The sequence below is a fragment of the Phormidium sp. CCY1219 genome, from assembly GCF_055795085.1.
The window spans coordinates 19,475-42,466 of record NZ_JAYFEQ010000270.1 but is presented as its reverse complement, the minus strand read 5'-3'; the positions used below and the strand labels follow the sequence as shown (position 1 = coordinate 42,466).

The window sequence follows — 22,992 nt, the reverse complement described above, 5'->3', positions numbered from 1 at the left end:
TATAAGCGCAACCGAGAGGCGCTGCTTAACTTTTTGGGCGTGACGGCAGATGAACTCAATGCCTATATTGAGGGGGACTTGCCCCTGACGAAGCTGGTGCGGAACGTGATGAGCGCTCCGAATTGTGCAGTGGGGTTCGAGGAGATTGTGGAGCGCTTGCCTTACCTGAAATTTTCCGACAGGCTGCGCTTGTGGGAAACGCTCAACCAAACGATTTTGCAAGCCTTGCAACCGTTCCGCAGACACCTCGATCGCATTGGAATGGGTCGAACCCCGGAAGCGATCGCCGAGACACTCGCGACCCTTGCGCTGCAAGATTTGCTCGTTGCCGAGATGATGACTCGCGGAGTGCTGAAAGCTGAGAACGGATGGGAGAAATTAGCCTCGGAATCGACCCTCGAGGCGCAGCGGTTGCGGGAGTTAGCATCGGGAGCACCACCGACGGGTTCGGAACTTGGAGCAATTGAAGCGCTGCTAAAATCCACCCGGCAACCCGATGGTTCTCCCTGGAGCAAATCCGATTTAAAAGCGTTAGTCGATCGCGATTTTGGTGAAGGGGAGTTTGACGAAGAAGAGAAGAATAGAGTGTAGATTAGATGCGTTTTCCCTAGTCCCCCAAGACCCCAAAGACGAACCCGCCTCGGTACTCCTCGATCGCATTCGCGAGGAACGCGCCAACCAACCCAAAGCCAAAACCGCCAAAAAATCCAAGGCGAAAACTACCAAATCCACTGGAAAGCGGGGACGGAAGAAAGCACAACCGCCAGAACCCCCCGAATCGGACAACTCAGAACCGATTCAGCTAAAGCTACCCGGAATCGAGGAGGGTGGGGATTTTCCACGGGAAAGGCGATTTTTTGGGAAAGGATTCTAGGGATCTTCTGTTAGGTTGAAGGCTTTGCGGCGGATCCGGAGGTTCCAGCTTGAGAGAGTAGGGCACAGCAGATTATACCATTGTTCCAAAATAGTTTGAGAGATACTTTTGATCCGCCTTGCACAGAGGTGGATAGAGAGTTCAATCTCATGGGAAAGGGTGGAGGTGTAGAGGCGATGGGCGATATGGTCGCAGGCGGAGCGCTGCAAGATTTGCTCATTGCTGAGATGAGGAGTCGGGGACTGCTGAAAGCCGATCGCAGTTTAATTTAGAGCTGCAACAGTTAGCCGATGAAAACATTCCTTATTCCTTCAAATCCCCGCCCCTTTTCAGGAATGCGATCGCCTAACTTTGTTTCGTGCCAGCGCGAGCGTGCCAGCGGACCGCTTCATCGGGATCCTCCAGGAGCGATCGCACGATCGCCTGACTTTCCCGCTGGTTGAAATTCCCCAATCCCAGGGCGATCGCCTGACGGATGTGAGGACTTTCCCGCTGGGGGGGATTGGCATACCACCAATTGACCAAACCCTGCACCACCTGAGGTGTCAGGAGCGGATCGCGGATTTGGCAGAGAATCCGGATTGTCTCCGCACAGAGGCCCTCATGGGGAACAGAGAGCGCCGAGAGCAACCCCTCAATTGCCTCCGGATGTTCGATCCAACCCAAAGCGCGAATCAAATCGAACTGAAGCGGCGGGGGGGTATGGGCCGATCGCAGCATTCGCGCCAGCACCGAAATCCCTGTCGGTGTGCCAATCCGAGACAGGGCGATCGCCGCTTGTTGCGCCACACTCAGATCCAAATCGAGCAGTTGCGCCTCCAACAGCGCCACCGCATCCACCTCCGGGGCAAAATCGCCATACAACCCCAGGGCGATGGTTGCTTCGCGGCGAACCCGCGCCCCCAGATCCTTCAACCCTTGCAAAATCAGCGGAATTGCTCGCCGATCGCGACGAGTTGCCAACACCGCCAAAATTTCCGCTCGCACTTCCCGATTCCCCTCATCCCACAGCGGAAACAACGGTTCGATCGCCCCTGGGTGACGAACCTGAGCCAACGTGCGAATCGCCAATACCTGCCAGGGTTTTTCCCGTAACAGTTCACTCAAAGGCGCGATCGCCGGTTCCCCCAGAGTCGCCAACCCGCGCGCCGCCATTGCGCGCACATCCTCATCCACTGACGCAGTTGTGACCCAATTCACCAACGTAGCGATCGCCGCCGAATCGTCGAACTGGGCGATCGCCTGAGCCGCAAACCAACCTAACTCAGCATCATCGGGATGCGATCGCAACAACTCCAAAATACCTTCCAACGCCGATCGCCCAAAACTCGGCAACCGTTTAGCCGCCTCCCAGCGATCGGCAAACTCTCCCCACTCCAAAACCTCCAACATCGCACTTAGCATCTCAGACCGATTCTCAGACGCAACTTGACCGCATCCATTGCGGCGCGAAGGTGAAGACGACGAAACAAAAGTCATGGCAATCCGGAATTCCAAACATCAGCCAAACAGACGAGCAACTCGTCTGACCCTAGCTTGACCCACCATCCTCATAGATGCCAAGGCACTCAGCCCCCATTTCAGCCGATGTGATGTAGGAATTGCATCAGACTCATGCAAAATTCAAAAAAAACAAAAGTTTTGGTAGTGAATATTACCAAACTTCAATTTCCCTTCTTTTAACGTGAAGACAACTCGACCAAAAAACTCCATTTTCCAGACCCATCCATCTCTGTACTCTCTCCCCTTCTCCGACTTCAACTAGCAAAAACAATCAAACCCCTATGATTACCAAAAAAACAGAACCAACAGCGTATCCCTAGGCAAACCACCATTTTTCGTCCTTCTGGCTCCAAAAAAACCTCAGTAGTCTAAAAAACCCATTCCATGATTCAATCTGTATCTCCTCCCGTAAAACTCAACAAATTCGAGAAATACAAATTCGAGAAAGACGGTTTAGCCGTTAAAAACGAACTCGAACAGTTTGCCAAAATCGGTTGGCAAGCCCTAGATGAAAACGACCTAATTCACCGACTGAAATGGCTCGGAATTTTTTTCCGACCCGTCACCCCCGGTAAATTCATGTTGCGGATGCGGATTGCCAACGGCATCCTCAGCGCCGAACAAATGCGAGTATTAGCCAGCATCGTGCAACGCTATGGAGACGAAGGCAGCGCCGACATCACCACCAGGCAAAACCTGCAACTGCGCGGCATTCGTTTTGAAGACTTCCCCGAAATCTTCAAACAACTCCACCAAGCCGGCTTAACCAGCATTCAATCCGGGATGGACAACGTTCGCAACATCACCGGTTCCCCGGTGGCGGGCATTGACGCAGGGGAATTTATCGACACCCTCCCTTTGTGCCAAGCCATTCAGGATGCCATCACCAACCAGGGAGAAGGCAATCCCGAATTTACGAACCTCCCGCGAAAATTCAACATTGCCGTTGCCGGTGGTCGAGATAACTCGGTTCACGCAGAAATCAACGACCTCGCCTACGTGCCCGCCTTCAAAAACGGCGAATTTGGCTTCAACGTGCTCGTGGGTGGTTTCTTCTCCGCCAAACGCTGCGACGCCGCCATCCCCTTGAATGCCTGGGTGAAACCCCAGCAACTCAGCGACCTCAGTTGTGCGATTCTGCGCGTCTTCCGAGATAATGGCTCTCGTGCCAATCGGCAAAAATCGCGATTAATGTGGCTGATCGATGAGTGGGGACTGGAAAAATTCCGCGCCGCCGTGGAAGCCGAAGTGGGCTTTCCCCTTGCGGAAGCCGCCCCGAAAGATGAAATAGCCTGGGAAAAACGGGATTGTGTGGGCATCCATCCGCAAAAGCAACAAGGACTTCATTATGCCGGACTTCACGTTCCCGTGGGTCGCCTGAGAGCCGATCGCATGTTTGAAGTGGCGCGACTGGCACAAGTCTACGGCAACGGAGAAATTCGCCTCACTGTGGAACAAAACCTTATTATCTCTCACATCGAAACGGCCAAACTCGATGCCTTCCAACAAGAACCCCTCTTGAGAGAATTTTCCCTCACCCCAGCGCCCCTCGTGCGGGAACTCGTCTCCTGTACCGGCGCGCAATTCTGTAACTTTGCCCTAGTGGAAACCAAACAGCGTGCCTTGGCACTCGCCCAAGAACTCACCGAAGAACTGGCATTGAGCCAAAAAGTCCGCATCCACTGGACCGGCTGTCCCAACTCCTGCGGTCAACCTCAAGTCGCCGACATTGGCTTGATGGGAACCAAAACTCGCAAAGATGGCAAAACTGTGGAAGCCGTGGATATCTATATGGGCGGTAAAGTGGGGAAAGATGCAAAACTCGGCGATCGCGTGATGAAAGCCATTCCCTGCGACGAACTCAAATCCGTACTGCGCGATCTGCTGATCGAACAATTTGGGGCAACGGAAAAACCCTGCTAATCTCGCGTCCCGTGGATGCCTCACGCGAAGCGGGCAATTGAAATTGCGCCGAGGCTGAGGAAACTCGAAGCCCAACGCGGAGTCATCCTTTGTGCGAGGATTCCTCCGGAGACGATATGCACTCGAGAGGCGGAGATTGTCTCCGTCTGCCCCTGCGCGATCGCCTTTTAATTCGTAATCAAGATCCTGTCTGTCGAACTATGTTAACCCAACTTCTTTCTCTACGCGGTCGTTACCGCATTCTACATCTCTCTTGGTTCGCGTTTTTCCTCTCCTTTGTGGTCTGGTTTAACTTTGCTCCTCTAGCCACCATCATTCGCGAGGATCTGGGGTTAAGTGTGGAGCAAATCCGCACCCTGGGCATCTGTAACGTGGCGCTTACGGTTCCCGCGCGGATTCTGATTGGCATGTTACTCGATCGCTTCGGACCGCGTTTAACTTACTCCATCCTATTAGTCTATGCGGCTATTCCCTGTGGTTTGTTTGCGATCGCCCAAGACTTCAACACCCTGGTTGTGAGTCGTTTGATGCTCAGCATTGTGGGGGCAGGGTTTGTGATTGGCATTCGCATGGTAGCCGAGTGGTTCCCCCCCAAAGAAATTGGCTTAGCAGAAGGCATTTATGGCGGTTGGGGCAACTTTGGTTCGGCGGCGGCAGCTTTTACCCTGCCCTCCGTTGCCCTAGGCTTATCGTTCCTCGCCGGAGGCGCAGCCAACTGGCGGTTAGCCATTGCTCTGACTGGGGTAGCGGCGGCTGTCTATGGTATAATTTACTTCTTTAACGTGGAAGATACGCCTCCAGGCAAAGAATATCGCCGCCCGAATCGCGCCAGTGGTTTAGAAGTTACCAGCCGCAAAGATTTCTTCTTCTTGATGCTGATGAACGTTCCCCTGGTGGGCATTCTGGGACTGCTGGCATGGCGCTTACATCAAGTGGGATTCCTCGATCGCCCCGCATTATTCCTGGTGTGGACTGCTTTGGTGGGACTGTATCTCTTCCAAACCTACGGCTGCTGGCAAACGAACGCCAAACTGCTGCGGGGCGAAAAACGCTATCCCCCGGAAGACCGCTACAAATTCAATCAAGTTGCCATTTTAGAACTCACCTATGTGGTTAACTTTGGCTCTGAGTTGGCGGTGGTGTCCATGTTACCCGCTTTCTTTGAAACCACCTTTCGCTTAAACCCAGCACAGGCGGGGATGATTGCTGCCAGTTATGCCTTTATGAACCTGATGTCTCGTCCCGGTGGTGGCTTAATCTCCGACTCTCTGGGCAGCCGGAAATGGACGATGACGGTGTTAACGGGAACCATGAGCATTGGCTACTTGTTTATGAGCCGAGTCTCTGATACTTGGTTTCTGCCGGCGGCTATTCTGCTGACGATGGCTTGTTCTTTCTTCGTGCAAGCTGGGGAAGGGTCAACCTATGCCATTGTTCCCCTGGTCAAACGTCGCGTTACCGGACAGATTGCGGGCAATGTGGGCGCGTATGGCAATGTAGGTGCGGTGGCGTATCTCACCCTATTCAGCCTGCTGCCCGAAGGTGCGATGGGAAATCAGATTTTCTTCCAAACCTTGGGACTTTGCTCGATGGTGGTGGCGTTCCTCTGTGCTTTCTTCCTGAAAGAACCCCAAGGCTCTTTTGCCGATTTCCACGAGGGGGAAGACATGGAGGAGACGGCCCATATCCCCACCTTGGTGAATGAAATCGGTTCTGAGTGAATTCGCCTTGTGCCACTTTCTCACATTTGACTTTTTGACTGGAGACTGACGATGACCACAGCCCCTACAAAAACCCTCTGTCCCTATTGCGGTGTGGGTTGCGGATTGGAAGTGCAACCGCCGGCACTGCCTGGAAAAGCGACGAACCGCGATGAGGCGGGCACCCCAACTTGGCGAGTTCGGGGCGATCGCCAACATCCCTCGAGTCGAGGTCGTGTCTGTATTAAAGGCGCAACCGTTGCCGAATCTTTGGACAAAAACCGCCTCAAATATCCCCTGATGCGGAACTCCCTGGATGAGCCTTTCCGCCGCGTCAGTTGGGATGAGGCACTCGATCGCATCGTCAACCGCATCCGGGCGGTTCGCGCCGCCTATGGCAGCCATACCATTTGTATGTATGGGTCGGGACAGTTCCAAACCGAGGACTACTATGTAGCCCAAAAACTAATGAAAGGCTGTCTGGGCACGAATAATTTTGATGCTAACTCCCGCCTCTGTATGTCTTCAGCGGTGGCAGGGTATATCCAAAGTTTCGGATCCGATGGGCCTCCCTGTTGTTATGACGATTTGGAGAAAACCCAGTGCGCCTTCCTGATTGGCACCAACGCGGCGGAATGTCACCCGATCGCCTTTAACCGACTGCGGGAGTATCGCAAGAAAAACCGCCAGGTAAAATTAGTGGTGGTCGATCCGCGAGCAACTCCCACCGCCAAAGCGGCGGATTTGCATCTCGCCATTCGTCCGGGCACCGATATCGAGTTACTGCATGGCATTGGGCACTTGCTATTGCGCTGGCAAGCGATCGATTCTTTGTTTATCGAGGATTGTACTCGCGGCTTTGCCAAATATACCCAAGTGCTGGACAAGTATCCCCCGGAACTGGTGGCCCGTCAGTGTGGGATTTCTCTGGAGGAGTTGGAACAGGCGGCGCGCTATTGGGCGGAAAATGAGCGGGTGCTGTCGATGTGGTCGATGGGGCTGAATCAGTCTTCTGAGGGGACGGCGAAGGTGCGATCGCTGATTAATCTGCATCTAATGACCGGGGCGATCGGCAAACCCGGCGCAGGTCCGTTTTCTCTCACCGGCCAACCCAACGCGATGGGGGGTCGGGAAGCCGGGGGTCTGGCACATTTACTCCCCGGATATCGGGTGGTCGCCAATCCCGAACATCGCGCCGCAGTAGAACGTCACTGGGGACTTCCGGAAGGGCAAATCGACTCTACCCCGGGGTTGGCGGCGTGGGATATGATGTTAGGACTCGAAGCAGATAGGGTGCAGTTCCTCTGGGTGGCGGCAACCAATCCGGCGGTGAGTATGCCGGATATCGAACGTACCAAGGCGGCATTGCGGCGATCGCCCTTTACCCTGTATCAAGATGCCTACTACCCTACGGAAACCGCCGAATATGCCCATGTCTTGCTCCCGGCAGCCCAATGGGGAGAAAAAACCGGCACCATGACCAACTCGGAACGCATGGTGACGCTCTGTCCCAAGTTCCGCGATGCCCCCGGTGAGGCCCGCCCGGATTGGGAAATCTTCGCCGAAGTCGGACGACGACTGGGATTCGAGCGACAATTTCCCTTCCGCGATTCTCACCAAGTCCACCAGGAGTTTGTCTCCTTGACAAAAGGCCGAGTGTGTGATATGAGTGGGGTCACTTACGACCTCCTGCAACGAGAACCCATCCAGTGGCCCCAACCGGCAGGGGTCGAATTTGACCCCGAAACCCGCTACAGCAAGCGACTCTATGAAGATTTCCGCTTCCCTACTCCAGATGGACGGGCGCGGTTCGGTCACGCCCATGCCCGAGGCTTAGCAGAACCCCCGAACCCGGACTATCCCTTTGTTCTCACAACCGGGCGGGTCTACGAACATTGGCATACCCAAACGCGCACCGGCCATATTTCTAAAATCACCAAAAAACATCCCCACCCCTTTGTTGAGGTTCATCCCCGGGATGCCAAAAAATTAGACATTGTAGATGGAATGTGGGTGCGGTTGCTCTCCCGTCGGGGACAAGGAAAGTTCAAAGCCCGGGTGACGAAAGCCATTTCCCCAGGAACGCTGTTTGTTCCCATGCACTGGGGCTTCCTCTGGGCAGACAATGCCGAAGCCAATGCTCTCACTCACCCAGAAGTCTGTCCCGATTCTCTGCAACCGGAGTTAAAAGCCTGTGCGGTGCGGTTAATGCCCCTTACCGTGGAGTTGTCAGGTCTGCAAATCGCTGCTGAGGATTCCTCGGCACCCCCGCCGATTTCCCTGCACGAACTCATCCAAGCGGGGGATTGAAATACCGCCGGGGCAGGATTAGTTGTAGGGTGGGCATTGCCCCCCCACCCCCTATCGAATGTTCGGTTTAGGACTCGGATTCCGGGTGGGAGTCCAGAGGGTGGCTTCGCTGGGAATCTCCCAGTGGCGCTGGGGATAGTTGGACAGGGCTTTTAATTGAAAGATGGGAATGGATCCTACGAGTAATGAGGCGATGAGGACACTAACGATAATTTCATGGATGTTCTCCCGAATCGGCGGTTGCTTGGTCTCATCACGGTGGCGGCTAAATCGATCGCGATCGGCATTCATAGAAATAAGGGCATGGTGAACGGCGAATGGTAGGCAAGTAACCTGTGGTGCCTTTTATTTTAGGGGCGATCGCCCTTAAATTCCCTGTTTCGCAAAAAAATGTAATAAAATTGACAGAATTAACGGAGCACTCATGCAAACCGACCTAAAATTTTTTCAGTTTGAAGCCGATTTTGTGGAGTCGTTGCGCTGCATCCCGATGCAGGTGCGCTACAAACTCGATACCTGTGGCGTGAAGTTGAAACTGCACCACTGGCATGAGTTGGAAACGGCGCAACGAGAGATGCTGGTGGAGACCCCCTGCGAAACTGCAGCGCAAATTGCCCACTATCGCGATCTGTTGCGTCGCCTGGTGCGCGATCGCAGCGGGGAGACGCCGAAAGATTTAGCCGTGGATTCCAATCCTCCCTGGCTGAGGGAGACGGTTCCGGATACGGTCCGGGAGAAGGCGCGATCGCTCGATATCGCGATCGGCGATCGGCAATGGGCCACCCTGACTCCCTTGCAGCGCTTCGCCCTTCTCAAACTCAGTCGCCCCAGTCACGAAAACCGGAATTTCTATCCCGCCGTGCAAGAGTTCGGGCTATTGTGAGTCCATACCCCTGCGCCCTTTCTCCCCGGCTGGAGTGTGGTGCCGTATCAATGCTTACTTTTTCGGCGGTTGTTTCTTCTGTAGAGTAAAAAGGTTCACATAAAGACCCAAGAGCCGAATGCGATTAGAGCAATTGCAGGCATTTTTAACCGTTGCGCAGATGGGAAGTTTTCAGAAAGCGGCCCGTTTGTGTCAGGTAACGCAGTCCACTGTCAGCCGCCCGGTGCAGGGGTTGGAAACCGCATTGGGGTTGAGTCAGTTCCCAGCAGTTAGCAGACCAGAATCAGAGCCACAGGTGGTTCGAACAATCGCCCTTTCAATGGCATAACGATGAGCTACAACTTTCGCCCCTTTATTCAAAAAGTCGGCAGCGGATCTCATACCGGAAAGAATCTTAGCCGGGAGGAAGCCGCTTCGGCAATGGCGATGATGCTGAGTGGAGAAGCAACCCCCGCGCAGATCGGAGCTTTTTTGATTGCCCATCGCATTCAACGCCCTCAAGGAGAAGAGTTGGCGGGATTTTTGGATGCTTGCGATCGCTTTGCGCAGAAACTCCCCGCCATCGATCGCCCGGTTACGGTGTTAGGCTGTCCCTACGATGGGCGATCGCGCACAGCTCCCGTCACGGCAATCTCTGCCCTCGGGTTAGCAGTGCAGGGGGTTCCCACCCTCTGTCATGGCAGCGACCGAATGCCGACGAAATATGGCATGCCCTTCATCGAGGTTTGGCGAGGTTTAGGGCTAGATTGGACTGTCTTATCGCGCGATCGGCTCGCGGAAACCTTAGCCCGCCACGGGTTAAGCTTCTACTACCAACCCCACTGGTTCGGTGCCGCCGAATCCTTAGTTCCCTATCGCGATCAACTGGGCAAACGTCCCCCGGTTGCCACGATGGAACTGATGTGGAATCCCTACGCCGGCGACACCCATCTGGTCTGTGGTTTCGTCCATCCCCCCACAGAGGGACTCTTTCAAACGGCTCTCAGTTTGCGGCAGCAAACCTGTTTTACCACCGTGAAAGGATTAGAAGGGAGTTGCGACTTGCCCCGCACTCGCCCCGCCATTATCGGACAATTGGGAAAACCCGGTGCAAGCTGTAAATCCCCCAGTTGGCAGCGGTTACACCTTCACCCCCGGGAGTACGATCTCGGTGGCAAAGATGTCGCGTTGGAATCGGTTGCGGCATATCTGGAAGATTTGCGCGGCACGTTAGCGGGGGAAAATACCCCTCTCACTCCTGCCGCTATTTGGAATCTGGGCTTTTATCTGTGGCGCTGTGGGGTATGCTCCAGTTTGGAGGCAGGGTTGAAGCTTGGGGAAGAGATGCTCCTGCAGGGGCAACTGATGGAGAAAGTACGGGAATTGCAAGATGAACTCAGTTAACGTGAAAGCGGCGATTCTCGCCGGGGGTCAAAGTCTCCGCATGGGGGAAGATAAATCGTTACTCCTGTGGGATGGGGTTCCCCTGTTACGACGGGTATATGATGTGGCAGCGAGTCTGGTGGATGAGGTGATGGTGATGACGCCTAGGCCCGATCGCTATGCAGACATTTTGCCCTCTACCTGTGAGTGGTTGAGCGATCGACAACCGGGGGCAGGTCCGTTAGTGGCATTGCAACAGGTGTTGCAGGATTGTCAGAATACCGAGATTGACTGGATTTGGCTGTTGGGATGCGATTTACCGCGTTTGGATGGGGAGATTTTAGGGGGTTGGCTGCAGGAGTTGCCAACCCATCCCCCGGATTGTGGGGTTGCGGTGGCTCGTTCTCAGGCGGGTTGGGAACCCCTGTGTGGCTTCTATCGCCCTGCGGTCTTGCCCCAGTTAGAAGGGTTTATTGCGGCAGGGGGGCGATCGTTCCAAAGTTGGCTGGATGGAGTGTCTCACTATCGCATTCCCCTGGGAGATGCGGAACGGCAGATGTTATATAACTGTAACTATCCGGCAGATTTGAGCGGGCAAGCGTAGCCGGGGGCTACGCTTGCCCGAACTGTTTATATCGCCTCTGGAGGACTAGCAATCAAGAAGAATTAGTCTTTGTCATGGGGACTATAGCGCTGGCGCGACCGGGCTATGCTACGGCTGGCACAGGGGCGATTTCAATCGCCCGCGCGCGATCGCGACTTTATCTCAACAGCGATCGCGCCGGATCGGTCCATTCCATCACCGTTGCCTCGATCGCACTCCCGTCATCCACGATCGCTCCATTCAGATTCGCACCGGCCAGATTTGCCTCATCCAACTGCACCCCGTTGAGATTCGCACCGGCCAGATTTGCCATGCTTAAGTTACTCTGGCTGAAGTTGGCCTCCCGCAAGTCTGCCATGCCCAGATTGGCTCCAGTGAGATTTGCCCCGGTCAAGTCAGCTTCGCACAACTCGCTAAAGCTCAAGTTGGCATTGTCTAGCCTCACATTACTTAAGTTTGCTTTCCATAGATTGGCCTCGAACAGATTGGCATCGCGCAGATGGGCATTCACCAGCTTGGTATCGGACAAGTTTGCCCGAAACAGGTTCGCCCCGGTCAAGATGGCCTCACTTAAATCGGCACTTTGTAAATTGGCTTCACTTAAGTCAGCACCTTGTAGGTTAGCACCCCGGAGATCGCACCCCTGACATTGTTTGGTTTCGAGTAACCGTCGCAGGTCTGCCGAATTTTCGGCTGTGGCTGGACTCCCAAACCCGATCGCGATCGGTAAAACTAAAGCCACTACTGTGCTGAATTTCATTGATGTTCCCCCCCATCGGTTAACTTGTTGTTTAGCTTTCCCGAGGGAAGGCGAATGCTAACATCGCGATCGCCTCTTTTCTGTCACTTTGCGATAGCCATACATTTTTCGCTACAGCGGAAAAACCTACCCCAATTACATTCCTCCAACTTTCGCTTTCTCATCCCCAGGGTAACATTTTATTTAAAAAACCCTTAGCAAATCGCCAAGGGTTTAAATCGCAACTAAATTTCATTGGTGAAAATTTAATCCGCTGTCTTGAATTTAACGCGAATAGCCGATCGCATTAGTGAAGTTCCCCCCTCTAACCCCCAGCAAATTCGCGCCAAACAGATTGGCTGCATTAAAATTCGCACCTAATAAATTCGCACCTCTGAGGTTAGCGGCGTTGAGATTGGCGCGAAACAAATTGGCATCGCGCAAATTGGCATTCACCAATTGAGCGCCGCCGAGGTTAGCCGCCGTCAAATTTGCATCTTTGAAAATGGCCTCATTCACCTTAGCATCCACTAAGTTAGCCACGGAGAGATCCGCACCGCTCAAATCGGCACCGCTGAGAGTGGCTCCACTTAAGTTAGCTCCCTGGAGGTTGGCACCGCTGAGGTTAGCACCGCTGAGGTTGGCACCGCTGAAGTTGGCTCCCCGCAGATCGGCATTTGCCAAGTCCCTACCGCTGAGGTCGGTATTGGTTAAATTAAAGCCGGGGCCTTCTCGGGTTTCGAGCAACTGTTGAACCGGGGTGGGATTTTCGGCGATCGCGGCTGTACTCAATCCCAGTGTGGCGGTTAACAATGCAGTGATTCCTAAAGTTGTCAGTTTCATGTTTGCCTTTCCTCCCTGCTGTTGGCGATTATTGTACCGACTCCATCGGCTTAATCTTGCAATTACTGAATTTTTTCAGGATTGCCCCGCCCCCTACCAACGCCACAGGTTGGCGTGGTTTGCAACCCTCGTTTTGCTAAAGATTTCAGTATATACGTACAGCATACCACAAAAGCTTAAAAATCGGCAAGTTTGAGGCGATAAAATTAGAGCGGAATTGGATTCCCATCCTCCGAAAATTGAACCGGAGGCGCTGGCGGGTAATCCGGTGCCGGGTGGGAAACTCAAATGGCGTTAATTCTGAGAAAAGGGATAAGGCGGGGGCGGGTTTGCTGTTAGCAGTTGGCACCAATTGAGCTGCTAAAAAAACCGCCCCCATGCTGGTGGTTGGCCGAATCGGACCTAGAAGGTAAATTGGGTGTTTACGGTGCCGGTGTAGATGGTGGGGTTGGCGTCGAAGTTGTTAGGATTGCCGATCGCGTAAAGGGAGGGAATAATGGCAATGCGATCGCTCAGCGGGAAATAATAGGCGGCTTCAAACTCGTATTGGGTACCGCCATCACCCCCGCCAGACACCAGGAATTCCTCACCGTCCAACAGGTCAAAGGGAACGACATAGGTGAGAGTTGCCAAGGCACCTTGTTTTCCCAAGTCGGGAAATGCCACTCCCAGTTGCAGGGATTGTGCGGTGACATCCCCGCCGGAAATGCTGTCGGTTTCCGGGGTTAAGTGAGTGGTAGCGTAGGTATAGCGTCCGAATACCCCGAATTTGGGGGCGATGAGCCAATCGAAGTTAATGCCAAAGGCATCGGCGGTGGCATCTTCCAAGGAACCACCGAAGCCATCATCGGCGACGCCAAGCAGGGGGCGGGTTTTAATTTGGCCGTCCACTGGGGCGATCGCGGAGCGATCGTAGAGCAATCGCACATTGAGATTGGGCGTGGGAGAATAGGTTAACTGCGCGGTAAAGGCACGGTTGCCATCAAATAATCCCACGGTGGGATTGGCGGAATCCAGTCCGCCCACGTAACCCAGGCGCAGATCGAACTGTTCGCTCATCCCCCAAGTGAGAACCGCACCGGAACCTCGTGTCAAGTCATTTACCAGGGGGCTGCCAAAGGTGTTGAAACCACTGGCTCCCTTGCCGATGGAGGAGGTAAAGGCGTTAGTATCGAAATAGCGCGACCAAAAGAACTGCGGTCCGACGGCGAGTTGTACGGAGGAGGTCACGGGAAAGCTATAAAAGGCTTCCACGATAACCAGCTCGTTCGGGTTGGCGCTGGGGGTAAAGTCTAAGGTGGAAACGCCAAAGGTGTTAAACAAGCCGGCTGAGGTATAGTTGTTGGCGGGGGAGTTGCCATTTCCCGCCGCCAAGGTGGCGATCAGACTGTCTTCACCGGTAAAGGATGTGGTGAGAAACAAGAGGGTGACTTGGGAAAAGGTGGTTTGGGGGTCGTCTTTCACTTTGGTGACGATCGGCTCCCCATTTGCGCCCCGGGCGGCGGCACTGAAAACGTCGTTGGGGTCGATGCGGTTAACTCTCACATCGCCTTGGGTGCCTGCAGTTGCTAGGTTAAAGGTGACGACGCCGTTGAGTTTGGTGATGGTGGAGAATTGATTGCCCGCAATCAAGGCAGTGCGCGCTTCTAAATTATCGAGGCGCTGTCGCACTTGCGCCAGTTCGGTGGCAAAGTCGGTTTGCAAGCGCTCGATCGCCCGCCAGTCTTCTGCGGTAATCCGATCGCGATCGCGCTGCAGCAGTTGCTCGATGCGCCCTAATGCCGCATTTAGCCCCACGGCAAATTCATAGCGAGTTAGGGCGCGATCGCCTCGGAAGGTGCCATCGGGATAGCCGGCGATCGCCCCGTAGCGCTCCACCAAAGACTGCAATGCTTGAAATGCCCAATCCGTTGGCTGGACGTCGGAGAGTTGAGACACCGAGGTAATGTCCGCTAAGGGATTGGTTCCTTCTGCGCTTGTGGACTGGGAAACCCCTTCTCCCGTTGGTTTGGGATCTGAGCGATCGCCTTCGGTTCTGGAAAACCATCCCTCGGTTTCGCGAGTTAAATCCGCATAGAACTGGGGCGACTCTGTGAGTTCTGGAGTTAAAAAATCGGCAGGCTGTATGGAGGAGGCGACAGATCCGGGGGAAGCCACAGCATCTACAGCGGTTGCATCCCGATTCCCCTGCACCGCGAGGGTAGCCGTTTCCCCCCACAAGGTAGCGACTACAAGAGCTGCACTCATTCTGAGGGCAACCCAAAACAATTTGCTCATAGTTTCTGCGTGCGTCTATTTGTTGGGTTTAAGCTTTGCGAACAGCTTGTAGTACACCCCAAGGATTGACACCAATTATTTTGTTCCTAGCATAAACTAAAAATCTCTCTCGGCATGGGTAGAATTGTAACGATTTTGTAAAGATTTGCTACGTTTCTGAGACCTTCCCGGAAATCTGGAATGGAGACCCTCCCCCGCCCCCACCGCATTTTAAGCCAACGTCGCGATCGCCGCCCTCCCGTCTCCATTCCCAAACTCATTGAGTGCGATCGCCAGTGAAGGTCACAACAACAAAGCCAAAACTCTAACTTTTGCTAGATGTCTGGGCAAATCGCGATCGGCTAATCTCGAGATAGAACGAATGCAGCAATCGGAGCAACTTTCCATGACTACCCAGCAAGATGCCCGCAAATTAAACACAGAAGAACGACAACAAACAGATTTGCGACAAGAATCCATGTCCCATCGTGCCGCGCAAGAAGTAGAAAATCCCCCGGCGAATGGGACTGAAGAAAAAGCCAGAGAATCAATTGCTCAAAAGCGACAGCACGAAGAACTGCGCGAAGACTCGATGAGCGAACGTGCTGCAGAATAAAAAATTTATTTGCTTCTCGTCGCTCCTTCGGGATGCGGCTGATTTATGCAAAATTTTACCGTTAAACTGTAGGGTGGGCATTGCCCACCCCGTTTTATTTTAACCAATTAAAATTTCTCTATAAACCTGTGCAAAATATTGAAAACAAGCAATAAAATCGGGCAAAATGAAATGATTTGAATATCCAAGGCAGAGGGGAACAGCTCATGCTGGGAACGAGGGGCAAATGGATGAATAATTATCTGCATTTAATCCCTCGAAGAGTTAGACTCATAAAAAGCTATGAAAATTAGATGTAAAAGAAGTCCGGGGATGGTTCTGAGAGATTCGGGATAGAAAATCCACTTGAGTCGCGCCGATCGCGGCTTTCGTCGCCTTTTGTCTGCGTTGGGTGACAGAAATCAGGGAGTTCACGGTTTCGCCGGGACAAACATGGAAGACTATGCTGTAAGAAGTACAACCGCGCGATCGTGGAACTAAAGCTAATTACACGGAAAGGGGGATCCGATGATGAACTGTCCGCTAGATTTGCAGCAATGTCAAGAAACATTAACCCATTGGAAGCAAGCCCTAGATAACGCAGCGATTGTCAGCGAAACTGACAGCGAAGGACGACTGCTGGCGGTGAATGACAAGTTTTTGCAAATTTCCGGGTACGATTTGGAGGAACTTTTGGGCCAAACTCATCGAGTGGTGGGTTCGGAATGTCACCCCCCGGAGTTTTTCCATCAAATGTGGGAAATCCTGCGTCAAGGACAGCTGTGGCGCGGAGAAATTCAAAACCAACGCAAAGATGGCTCGCGGTATTGGGTGGACACGACAATCACGCCGATTGTGAATCCTGGCGGAATCATTGTCAAATACATTTCCATTCAATTTGATATCACCCGACGGAAACAAACCGAGGCGAAACTTCTGCAAAGCGAGGATCGGTTGCAAAAATTGGCGGCGAATGTGCCGGGAATGATTTATCAATTTGGGTTGCGCCCCGATGGCACTTCCTATTTTCCTTATATCAGTCCGAGGTGTCGTCAATTCTTTAAACTCGACCCGGAGGATCTCAAACACAATGCCGCAATTCTAACCCAGATGATACATCCCGATGATTATAATACCTTCGAGGAATCGGTGGCGGTGTCTGCGTCAACCCTACAACCTTGGCATTGGCAGGGTCGATTTGTTTTGCCTTCGGGGGAGGTGAAATGGTTTGAAGGGTGGTCGCAACCGGAGAAACAAGGCAATGGGGATATGATTTGGGATGGAATATTGCTCGATATTACCGAACGAAAAACGGCTGAAGAAGCCCTGCGAAAATCGGAACAAAAATTAGCGCTGCACGTGCAGCAAACTCCGTTGGGAGTCATTGAATGGAATTTTAATTTTGAAGCGATCGCCTGGAATCCGGCGGCGGAAAAAATTTTTGGCTATAGCAAAAGCGAAGCGCTCGGACGTCATGCGGCAGGATTATTGGTGCCAGAAAGTGCCCGAGAGCATGTAAACCGCGTTTGGACAGATTTATTGAAGCAAAAGGGAGGGAAGCGCAGTACGAATGAGAATTTTACAAAATCCGGAAAGAGTATTATTTGCGAGTGGTATAATACGCCATTAATCGATCCGGAAGGGAACACGATTGGGGTGGCGTCTTTGGTGCAGGATGTGACCGATCGCCAGCGCGATCGAGAGGCGCTCAAACAGGCGAAAGAAGCGTTAGAATCGCGGGTGGAGGAACGAACCGCGCAATTACGACAAGTGGTGGATCGCCTCCAAGGAGAAATTGCCTCCCGGGAGTTAGCAGAAGCGGCGCTACGGGAAGCGTCAGCAAAATATCGCAGCATTTTTGAAAATGCAATTATGGGGATTTTTCAGAGTACCCCAGAGGGCAAGTATATCGGCGCGAATCCCGCCCTGGCGCGGATATACGGGTACGAGTCCCCAGAGGAACTCATCGCCGCGATCGCCAGTATCGATCGAGAACTGTATGTGGATCCCAATCGTCGGGGGGAATTTATGACGGCGATCGCGCGATCGGATCGGATTTCTGAATTTGAGTCGCAAGTCTACCGCAAAGATGGCCGAATTATCTGGGTAGCTGAAAATGCTCGCATCGTGCGCGATGCCCAGGGAAATGTGCTATACTATGAAGGCACGGTGGAAGATATCACCAAGCGCAAACTTGCCGAGGCGGCGTTGCGGCGATCGGAGGAACGATTGCAAGAAAAAGCACTGCGCGAAGCACTCCTCAACCAACTCACGGAACAGATTCGCCAGTCTTTGGATCTCGATCGGATTCTGGAAACGGCGGTGGCGGAAATTCGCGAGTTGTTGCAAATCGATCTGTGTTACTTTAGCTGGTATCGTCCCCAGGGAAATGCAGCGGGGTCAAGGGGTGCCGCTGTGCAGATTTGGGAGTCGGTAAAAGAAGCGGGAGATACGGATATTACCCGGTTTGAAGAGATTCTCAATCGCAGCGAACTGTGGTCACAACAATGCCTGCAACTGCAAAGCGTTCGCATCGATGATGTGAAGGCGCTAGAAGAGCTGAAATTACAGCAAATTGCGGCGACAATCGGGTTGAAATCCCTGCTGTGTTTTCCCCTGCAAACGCGATCGGGAGAGGTGGGGGCGCTCAGTTGCGTTAATTGTACCGAAGTGCGACAGTGGAATGAAAGTGAGGTGGCGCTGATGCAGTCGGTGACGGAACGACTGGCGATCGCGATCGACCAAGCGGAACTCTACGCCGAATCTCGCGCCTCCGCCCATCGCGCGCGATCGCAAGCGCAGCAACTCCAAGAAGCGCTACACCAACTCCAGCAAACTCAAGCACAACTGATCCAAACGGAAAAAATGTCCAGTCTCGGACAAATGGTGGCGGGAGTTGCCCATGAAATCAATAATCCCGTTACCTTCATTCACGGGAACTTAATTCATGCCACCAACTATTTAGAAGAACTGTTATCGATTTTCCAACTTTATCAACAGCATTACCCCGATCCGGTTCCGGAAATCCAAGCGGAAATCGAAGACATGGACTTAGAATTTACCCTGGAAGATTTTCCCCGCGTCCTCGCTTCCATGAAAATGGGGTCGGAACGAATTCGGCAAATCGTGTTGTCCTTGCGAAATTTCTCCCGCCTCGACGAAGCGCAGATGAAACCCGTGGATATTCACGAAGGCATCGACAATACTTTACTCATTTTACACCACCGCCTGGGAGACATTCAAATTATCAAAAACTTCGGTAATTTGCCCCCGGTAGAATGTTATGCCGGCCAACTCAATCAGGTCTTTATGAATATCATTGCAAATGCGATCGATGCAGTAGAGTCATTCGTCACTGGTCATTCCTCATCACTAACAAGTTCAAACGACCGAGGACAAATGACCAATGACCAAGGACAAATGACCAATGACCAAGGACAAAAAACAATTCTCATTAAAACCGAAGTCATCGACGAGCATTCGGTAGAAATTCGGATTGCAGACAATGGACCGGGAATGACGGAAACGGTCAAAAATCGCTTGTTTGACCCCTTCTTTACCACCAAAGCGGTGGGGAAAGGAACCGGACTGGGGTTATCGATTAGCTATCAGATTATTGTGGAGAAACATGGCGGTACTTTAGAGTGTTTCTCCACTTTGGGACAAGGAACGGAATTTGCGATCGCTATTCCGATAAAGGCAAATAAAGCGGCAAAAATATAAATTTTAACCGTTACAAACGGGCGCATTCTCGTTGCGTCACTTCGTGGCGATAGCGAAACATATCTCGCAGGCGTGCGTCTACAAACCACCCGATGAGGGTTTCCACCATCCACCCCCCGGGAATGGCATAGTCGATCGCATCGATCAGGCGGGTTTTGCCATTTTCGGGGATAAATTCATGGCGATGCGTCCACTGTTCCATCGGTCCGCTGTCTTGTACGTCGATAAATAAGCGGTTTTTTTCGCAGGCGGTGTGACGCGCCACCCATTTCACCGGGAACGGTCCTAAAAAAATCTGAAATTCGGAAATGGCACCCACGTCTAACCCGCCTTCGCGACGGATCGCGCGCACCGGTTGCCAGGGTGGGGTGAGCAATTGCAAAATATCCTCTCTTTCGTGAAAGTTCCAGACCACTTCCACTGGGGCATCGATGAGACTGGTGTATTTAAAGTGCAGCATGGGCGAAATTGATTTTCATCTCGTTTGCGGGTCTTTATCGATTAAATCATGTTTGGTGAATGAATTGCACCGGAAGAATTTGCATCGGTTTGCTCTGAGTAATTGTCGTCTGGATGGAGAAAACCCACTTAAATTAACTTTCGGGTTCGCTGTGGATTTGGATGTCTAGGGTATCTTCGTCTAGGTAAATAAATAACAGATTAGGCTGACAGCAGACTTGGCAATCTTCGACATAGGATTGCTGAGTTCCGGCGCTGAGGTCAATAAAGGTAACATTGGGTTCGCCGCAGTAGGCGCAGCAATATTCGGCGGTATTTTGCATGAATGGAGCAGATGAGATTTACTGGGGGATATGATAACTTATTCGATAAAATAATAGCTGTAAAAAAATTAGTCCGCGTCGGCGGACTTCGTTTGGCGAGGTGCGATTTCAATCCCCCGCATAAAGGTTGCAAAAATAAGCGGCGATCGCCAAAGTAGATGCAGCGGTAAAATTGCGCGATCGCCGCTATTTTATTTCAGCATAACCAGAATTCGCTTAGTGCTTAATACACCCAATCTTCTTGCAGCAGGGTATTCCCTTCATAAATGCTGAGGCTGGCCCCGTTAACAATGTAGGTGTATATGCCATTTTCTGCCACATAGCCGGTGCCTTCTTCCACATAAGCGGGGATGGTGATATAGCCACCATTTGGGCCTTTTTCGACCCCATGATAATAGAGGCCATCGCCTTCACAGATATAGATCCAAAAGTTGTCAGTTTCGAAGAAGTCTACCATCGGCATTCCGCCGGCGCGATCGGGGCAATACTGTTGTTGCGCCAGTTCTAGGGGCATTTGGCGGTGGGTTTCAGGGGAGGGTTGCCGCGCCGAGTTTGTCTCCACAACTGCACCCACAGCCGGAGCAAACAATAAGGAGGCACCAGCGCCCATGAGGGCGATTTTCCAGGAATTTTTGTTTCGGGTCATGGGAATCAAGAAGGGTTAAACCCATCGAGAGTTCTACCCCACTGTTCTAACACCGAAAATTTGGAATGGCATCTGGTTTTTAACATTCCTTAATGTTTTTTGTCCCGATGGGCAATTTAGGTAGTATTTTAACTTATTTTCTCGGCGGAATTAAAATAACTGGTGGCCTCAGCGAGATGTTTTTTAAGGGTAGAAACGGGTAAGGGACCTTGGATGTGTTGCCAGGGAAGAATTTGCTCTGGCGACCAATTATTATAGACATAGAAATCTAGGTCGGGAAGTTGTCCGCGCAGTTGCTTGAAAGCGCGGCGATAACTGCCGAGGGTTTCACCATAATGACGCACTAATTCGAGCAGATGGGACAAGCGGCGATCGCCCCGAGAAATCAGGGCTTGAATCACGGACCAGTTATAACTTTCCGGGCGAAAATCAATGCCGCTTTTCCCCAATTCTTTCTTGAGTTTTTTCAGGCGTTTGTCCGCTTGTGGGTTGACACCAAACCACTGAAATGGGGTGTGGGCCTTGGGGACGAAGGTACTGCATCCCAGGGTGAGGCGCAAACCGGGGGCGGCTTTTTTCAGCGATCGCATCATTTCCACTGTCGCTTGTAAATCATCTGCGGTTTCTCCGGGAACTCCCGCCATCCCGTAGAGTTTTAAGCCGGATAATCCACCCGCTTTGGCATTCACGGCGGCTTGCATAATGTCATCGGTTGCCAATTTTTTGTTAACGATTTGGCGAACTTTTTCCGAACCGCTTTCCACGGCGATGGTGAGGGATTTCGTCCCCCGATTTGCCAGAGTTCTTGCCAGTTGTTCGGTCACGGTATTGGTTCGCACTGAAGCAATGCTCAAGCGCAAATCATCAAATTTTGATTGCGTCAAATAGTCTAATAACTCGCTAAATTCCGGATGTTGCGTCACCGAAGCGCCCAGCAATCCGATGCGATTGGTCACCGTTAATCCTTTGGCGATCGCCGGAATTAACGAGGCTTCCATACTCGCCGTTCTAAACGGTAACGTAAGATAACTGGCCAAACAAAAACGGCACATTTCCGGACAGCTTCGCACCACTTCTACCATGAAAATATTCGGCCAAGCGGCGTTTTCCGTCACCACCGGGGAAGCAGATAGGGTATTGCCGCGATAGGTTTGTTTCGCCACCGTGGCGGGAATTTCGGCATCAATCGGTTCGATGGATTGGATTTCCCCATCCGCACTTTGGTAGCTAACGTGATATAAACTGGGAACATACACCCCCGGCACCTGGGCCAGATGGCGGAGTTTCTCGGTTCGCGTGGCGTGGCGGACTTGTTTGTAAGCCTCGATAAATTCATCGAGCAAATTTTCCCCATCGCCGAGTAAAATAATATCGAAAAAGTCGGCAAAGGGTTCGGGATTTGCGGTCAGCACTGGCCCCCCGCCAAAAATTAACGGATGCCCCGCCCGACGATTTTGCGATCGCACGGGAATATCCATCGATTCCAACAGTCCCAAAATATTGACATAATCCAGTTCCCATGATATAGAAAATCCCCACAATTCTAAATCGATCGGTAAGGGTTCCTGTACGTCGGTAAACAAACGGCTGACTTGCAAATCCCCCCGGGAAGCAAGGGTTGCCCAAACAATTTGATAGCCAAGACTGGTAATCCCCACGCTATATTCATTGGGAAAAGCGTACACCAACCCAATCGCATCGCTATCGGGAATTGCGGGGGAAAACAGCAAGCGTTCTTCGCGAAACATAGAATCAGTCATGGGAAAAATTACAATAAAACAGCAGAAGAATTGGTCATTGGTCACTGGACAAACGACCAACGACAAATGACAAATGACACATACCCCCTCATTTGTATTTCACCTTAAACCATAAAATGGTTGCGGCTAAAACAAAGGTCACTAAGTTCGCTGCAATGATGGGGATATCGCGGTTAAAAAGGCCATAAACCAGCCAGAGAAATACGCCAGTACAGAATAACAAAAATGTGCCTAAGGAGACATCTTTGGTGGATTTGGATTTCCAAGTTTTCAGGACTTGGGGCACGAAGGCAATAGTGGTGAAGGTTCCGGCGAGCAATCCGATGGCGGTAACGAAGGTCATGGTTGGAAGGGGGGTTGAGATGCAACAAAATGGATTGATTTTATTGTAGAGGATTTTCGGAGAAAATCGCCTCCTGGACGAGTGTTTTTTCCCTGGGGGGTTGCTGGGGGCTGACGGTTGGGGTTGGACGAGGGTTTTATACTTGT

The 22,992-nt window shown here is 52.2% G+C and carries 21 protein-coding genes and 1 pseudogene; 12 read left to right on the top strand and 10 right to left on the bottom strand.

The genetic code is table 11. The features are described from left to right. The 3 genes from AC0QH1_RS03660 to AC0QH1_RS03650 all read left to right on the top strand — a co-directional run. Nucleotides 1-591, top strand: a 591-nt coding sequence (locus AC0QH1_RS03660; RefSeq protein WP_324629498.1) for a hypothetical protein, incomplete at its 5' end; no start/stop codon positions are given. Then, nucleotides 563-874 carry a hypothetical protein gene (locus AC0QH1_RS03655; protein ID WP_324629497.1) on the top strand — a complete coding sequence of 104 codons (312 nt, stop codon included), beginning with the start codon at nt 563-565 and terminating at the stop codon, nt 872-874. The genes AC0QH1_RS03660 and AC0QH1_RS03655, both read left to right, overlap by 29 nt. A gap of 149 nt (nt 875-1,023) precedes the next feature. Next, on the top strand, nt 1,024-1,146 hold the full coding sequence (locus tag AC0QH1_RS03650; RefSeq protein ID WP_324629496.1) for a hypothetical protein: 123 nt from the start codon (nt 1,024-1,026) through the stop codon (nt 1,144-1,146). A gap of 73 nt (nt 1,147-1,219) precedes the next feature. On the opposite strand, the gene AC0QH1_RS03645 is transcribed toward AC0QH1_RS03650, so the two are convergent. After that, nucleotides 1,220-2,278: a HEAT repeat domain-containing protein gene (locus AC0QH1_RS03645; RefSeq protein ID WP_324629495.1), complete on the bottom strand. Its 1,059-nt coding sequence runs from the start codon at nt 2,276-2,278 to the stop codon at nt 1,220-1,222. Nucleotides 2,279-2,761: 483 nt separating this feature from the next. Here AC0QH1_RS03645 and AC0QH1_RS03640 point away from each other — a divergent pair, with 483 nt between their 5' ends. From AC0QH1_RS03640 to AC0QH1_RS03630, 3 genes are all read left to right on the top strand, one after another. Then, nucleotides 2,762-4,300, top strand: coding sequence for a ferredoxin--nitrite reductase (locus tag AC0QH1_RS03640; RefSeq protein ID WP_324629494.1), 1,539 nt, complete (start codon nt 2,762-2,764; stop codon nt 4,298-4,300). 200 nt (nt 4,301-4,500) lie between these two features. Continuing rightward, nucleotides 4,501-6,021, top strand: coding sequence for an MFS transporter (locus tag AC0QH1_RS03635; RefSeq protein ID WP_324629493.1), 1,521 nt, complete (start codon nt 4,501-4,503; stop codon nt 6,019-6,021). A gap of 51 nt (nt 6,022-6,072) precedes the next feature. Beyond that, on the top strand, nt 6,073-8,310 hold the full coding sequence (locus AC0QH1_RS03630) for a molybdopterin oxidoreductase family protein (RefSeq protein WP_324629492.1): 2,238 nt from the start codon (nt 6,073-6,075) through the stop codon (nt 8,308-8,310). Nucleotides 8,311-8,361: 51 nt separating this feature from the next. Here AC0QH1_RS03630 and AC0QH1_RS03625 read toward each other — a convergent pair whose 3' ends face one another. Next, complete coding sequence (locus AC0QH1_RS03625) at nt 8,362-8,601, bottom strand: hypothetical protein (protein ID WP_324629491.1); 240 nt, start codon at nt 8,599-8,601, stop codon at nt 8,362-8,364. A 133-nt stretch (nt 8,602-8,734) separates the two neighbouring features. Here AC0QH1_RS03625 and AC0QH1_RS03620 point away from each other — a divergent pair, with 133 nt between their 5' ends. The 4 genes and pseudogenes from AC0QH1_RS03620 to AC0QH1_RS03605 all read left to right on the top strand — a co-directional run bounded on the left by AC0QH1_RS03620 (nt 8,735) and on the right by AC0QH1_RS03605 (nt 11,159). After that, nucleotides 8,735-9,193 carry a nitrate reductase associated protein gene (locus tag AC0QH1_RS03620; protein WP_324629489.1) on the top strand — a complete coding sequence of 153 codons (459 nt, stop codon included), beginning with the start codon at nt 8,735-8,737 and terminating at the stop codon, nt 9,191-9,193. A gap of 118 nt (nt 9,194-9,311) precedes the next feature. Beyond that, nucleotides 9,312-9,455 (top strand): annotated as a pseudogene (locus tag AC0QH1_RS03615) (LysR family transcriptional regulator); the annotation flags it as partial. 68 nt (nt 9,456-9,523) lie between these two features. Then, nucleotides 9,524-10,576, top strand: a complete 1,053-nt coding sequence (locus AC0QH1_RS03610) for an anthranilate phosphoribosyltransferase family protein (RefSeq protein ID WP_324629488.1) — start codon at nt 9,524-9,526, stop codon at nt 10,574-10,576. Then, entirely contained in the window at nt 10,563-11,159 is a 597-nt protein-coding gene (locus tag AC0QH1_RS03605) for a molybdenum cofactor guanylyltransferase (RefSeq protein ID WP_324629487.1), read from the top strand. The genes AC0QH1_RS03610 and AC0QH1_RS03605 overlap by 14 nt, the downstream gene beginning before the upstream one ends. A gap of 157 nt (nt 11,160-11,316) precedes the next feature. Here the strand turns inward: AC0QH1_RS03605 and AC0QH1_RS03600 are convergent, their stop codons facing one another. From AC0QH1_RS03600 to AC0QH1_RS03590, 3 genes are all read right to left on the bottom strand, one after another. Continuing rightward, nucleotides 11,317-11,919 carry a pentapeptide repeat-containing protein gene (locus AC0QH1_RS03600; RefSeq protein WP_324629486.1) on the bottom strand — a complete coding sequence of 201 codons (603 nt, stop codon included), beginning with the start codon at nt 11,917-11,919 and terminating at the stop codon, nt 11,317-11,319. 264 nt (nt 11,920-12,183) lie between these two features. Beyond that, entirely contained in the window at nt 12,184-12,741 is a 558-nt protein-coding gene (locus tag AC0QH1_RS03595) for a pentapeptide repeat-containing protein (RefSeq protein ID WP_324629485.1), read from the bottom strand. A 402-nt stretch (nt 12,742-13,143) separates the two neighbouring features. Further along, nucleotides 13,144-14,988, bottom strand: coding sequence for an iron uptake porin (locus AC0QH1_RS03590; protein WP_324629483.1), 1,845 nt, complete (start codon nt 14,986-14,988; stop codon nt 13,144-13,146). 289 nt (nt 14,989-15,277) lie between these two features. Here AC0QH1_RS03590 and AC0QH1_RS03585 point away from each other — a divergent pair, with 289 nt between their 5' ends. Beyond that, nucleotides 15,278-15,613, top strand: a complete 336-nt coding sequence (locus AC0QH1_RS03585) for a hypothetical protein (protein WP_324629481.1) — start codon at nt 15,278-15,280, stop codon at nt 15,611-15,613. 507 nt (nt 15,614-16,120) lie between these two features. Continuing rightward, nucleotides 16,121-19,315: a PAS domain S-box protein gene (locus tag AC0QH1_RS03580; protein WP_324629480.1), complete on the top strand. Its 3,195-nt coding sequence runs from the start codon at nt 16,121-16,123 to the stop codon at nt 19,313-19,315. Nucleotides 19,316-19,325: 10 nt separating this feature from the next. On the opposite strand, the gene AC0QH1_RS03575 is transcribed toward AC0QH1_RS03580, so the two are convergent. The 5 genes from AC0QH1_RS03575 to AC0QH1_RS03555 form a co-directional block, all read right to left on the bottom strand. Then, nucleotides 19,326-19,775, bottom strand: a complete 450-nt coding sequence (locus tag AC0QH1_RS03575) for an SRPBCC family protein (protein ID WP_324629478.1) — start codon at nt 19,773-19,775, stop codon at nt 19,326-19,328. A gap of 133 nt (nt 19,776-19,908) precedes the next feature. Then, nucleotides 19,909-20,097 carry a CPXCG motif-containing cysteine-rich protein gene (locus tag AC0QH1_RS03570; protein ID WP_324629476.1) on the bottom strand — a complete coding sequence of 63 codons (189 nt, stop codon included), beginning with the start codon at nt 20,095-20,097 and terminating at the stop codon, nt 19,909-19,911. Between the two features lie 223 nt (nt 20,098-20,320). Further along, nucleotides 20,321-20,743, bottom strand: a complete 423-nt coding sequence (locus AC0QH1_RS03565; protein WP_324629474.1) for a hypothetical protein — start codon at nt 20,741-20,743, stop codon at nt 20,321-20,323. 128 nt (nt 20,744-20,871) lie between these two features. Further along, entirely contained in the window at nt 20,872-22,503 is a 1,632-nt protein-coding gene (locus AC0QH1_RS03560; RefSeq protein WP_324629473.1) for a B12-binding domain-containing radical SAM protein, read from the bottom strand. 88 nt (nt 22,504-22,591) lie between these two features. Next, on the bottom strand, nt 22,592-22,846 hold the full coding sequence (locus AC0QH1_RS03555) for a SemiSWEET transporter (protein ID WP_324629472.1): 255 nt from the start codon (nt 22,844-22,846) through the stop codon (nt 22,592-22,594). Nucleotides 22,847-22,992 lie beyond the last annotated feature (146 nt).

Excerpts from the sequence above, each read along its gene's own strand:
- AC0QH1_RS03650 (WP_324629496.1), top strand. The coding sequence starts at position 1,024 with ATGGGAAAGGGTGGAGGTGTAGAGGCGATGGGCGATATGGTCGCAGGC.
- AC0QH1_RS03600 (WP_324629486.1), bottom strand. The coding sequence starts at position 11,919 with ATGAAATTCAGCACAGTAGTGGCTTTAGTTTTACCGATCGCGATCGGG.
- AC0QH1_RS03580 (WP_324629480.1), top strand. The coding sequence starts at position 16,121 with ATGATGAACTGTCCGCTAGATTTGCAGCAATGTCAAGAAACATTAACC.
- AC0QH1_RS03630 (WP_324629492.1), top strand. The coding sequence starts at position 6,073 with ATGACCACAGCCCCTACAAAAACCCTCTGTCCCTATTGCGGTGTGGGT.
- AC0QH1_RS03605 (WP_324629487.1), top strand. The coding sequence starts at position 10,563 with ATGAACTCAGTTAACGTGAAAGCGGCGATTCTCGCCGGGGGTCAAAGT.
- AC0QH1_RS03570 (WP_324629476.1), bottom strand. The coding sequence starts at position 20,097 with ATGCAAAATACCGCCGAATATTGCTGCGCCTACTGCGGCGAACCCAAT.
- AC0QH1_RS03625 (WP_324629491.1), bottom strand. The coding sequence starts at position 8,601 with ATGAATGCCGATCGCGATCGATTTAGCCGCCACCGTGATGAGACCAAG.
- AC0QH1_RS03565 (WP_324629474.1), bottom strand. The coding sequence starts at position 20,743 with ATGACCCGAAACAAAAATTCCTGGAAAATCGCCCTCATGGGCGCTGGT.
- AC0QH1_RS03595 (WP_324629485.1), bottom strand. The coding sequence starts at position 12,741 with ATGAAACTGACAACTTTAGGAATCACTGCATTGTTAACCGCCACACTG.
- AC0QH1_RS03620 (WP_324629489.1), top strand. The coding sequence starts at position 8,735 with ATGCAAACCGACCTAAAATTTTTTCAGTTTGAAGCCGATTTTGTGGAG.
- AC0QH1_RS03640 (WP_324629494.1), top strand. The coding sequence starts at position 2,762 with ATGATTCAATCTGTATCTCCTCCCGTAAAACTCAACAAATTCGAGAAA.
- AC0QH1_RS03590 (WP_324629483.1), bottom strand. The coding sequence starts at position 14,988 with ATGAGTGCAGCTCTTGTAGTCGCTACCTTGTGGGGGGAAACGGCTACC.
- AC0QH1_RS03575 (WP_324629478.1), bottom strand. The coding sequence starts at position 19,775 with ATGCTGCACTTTAAATACACCAGTCTCATCGATGCCCCAGTGGAAGTG.
- AC0QH1_RS03610 (WP_324629488.1), top strand. The coding sequence starts at position 9,524 with ATGAGCTACAACTTTCGCCCCTTTATTCAAAAAGTCGGCAGCGGATCT.
- AC0QH1_RS03560 (WP_324629473.1), bottom strand. The coding sequence starts at position 22,503 with ATGACTGATTCTATGTTTCGCGAAGAACGCTTGCTGTTTTCCCCCGCA.
- AC0QH1_RS03555 (WP_324629472.1), bottom strand. The coding sequence starts at position 22,846 with ATGACCTTCGTTACCGCCATCGGATTGCTCGCCGGAACCTTCACCACT.
- AC0QH1_RS03635 (WP_324629493.1), top strand. The coding sequence starts at position 4,501 with ATGTTAACCCAACTTCTTTCTCTACGCGGTCGTTACCGCATTCTACAT.
- AC0QH1_RS03645 (WP_324629495.1), bottom strand. The coding sequence starts at position 2,278 with ATGCTAAGTGCGATGTTGGAGGTTTTGGAGTGGGGAGAGTTTGCCGAT.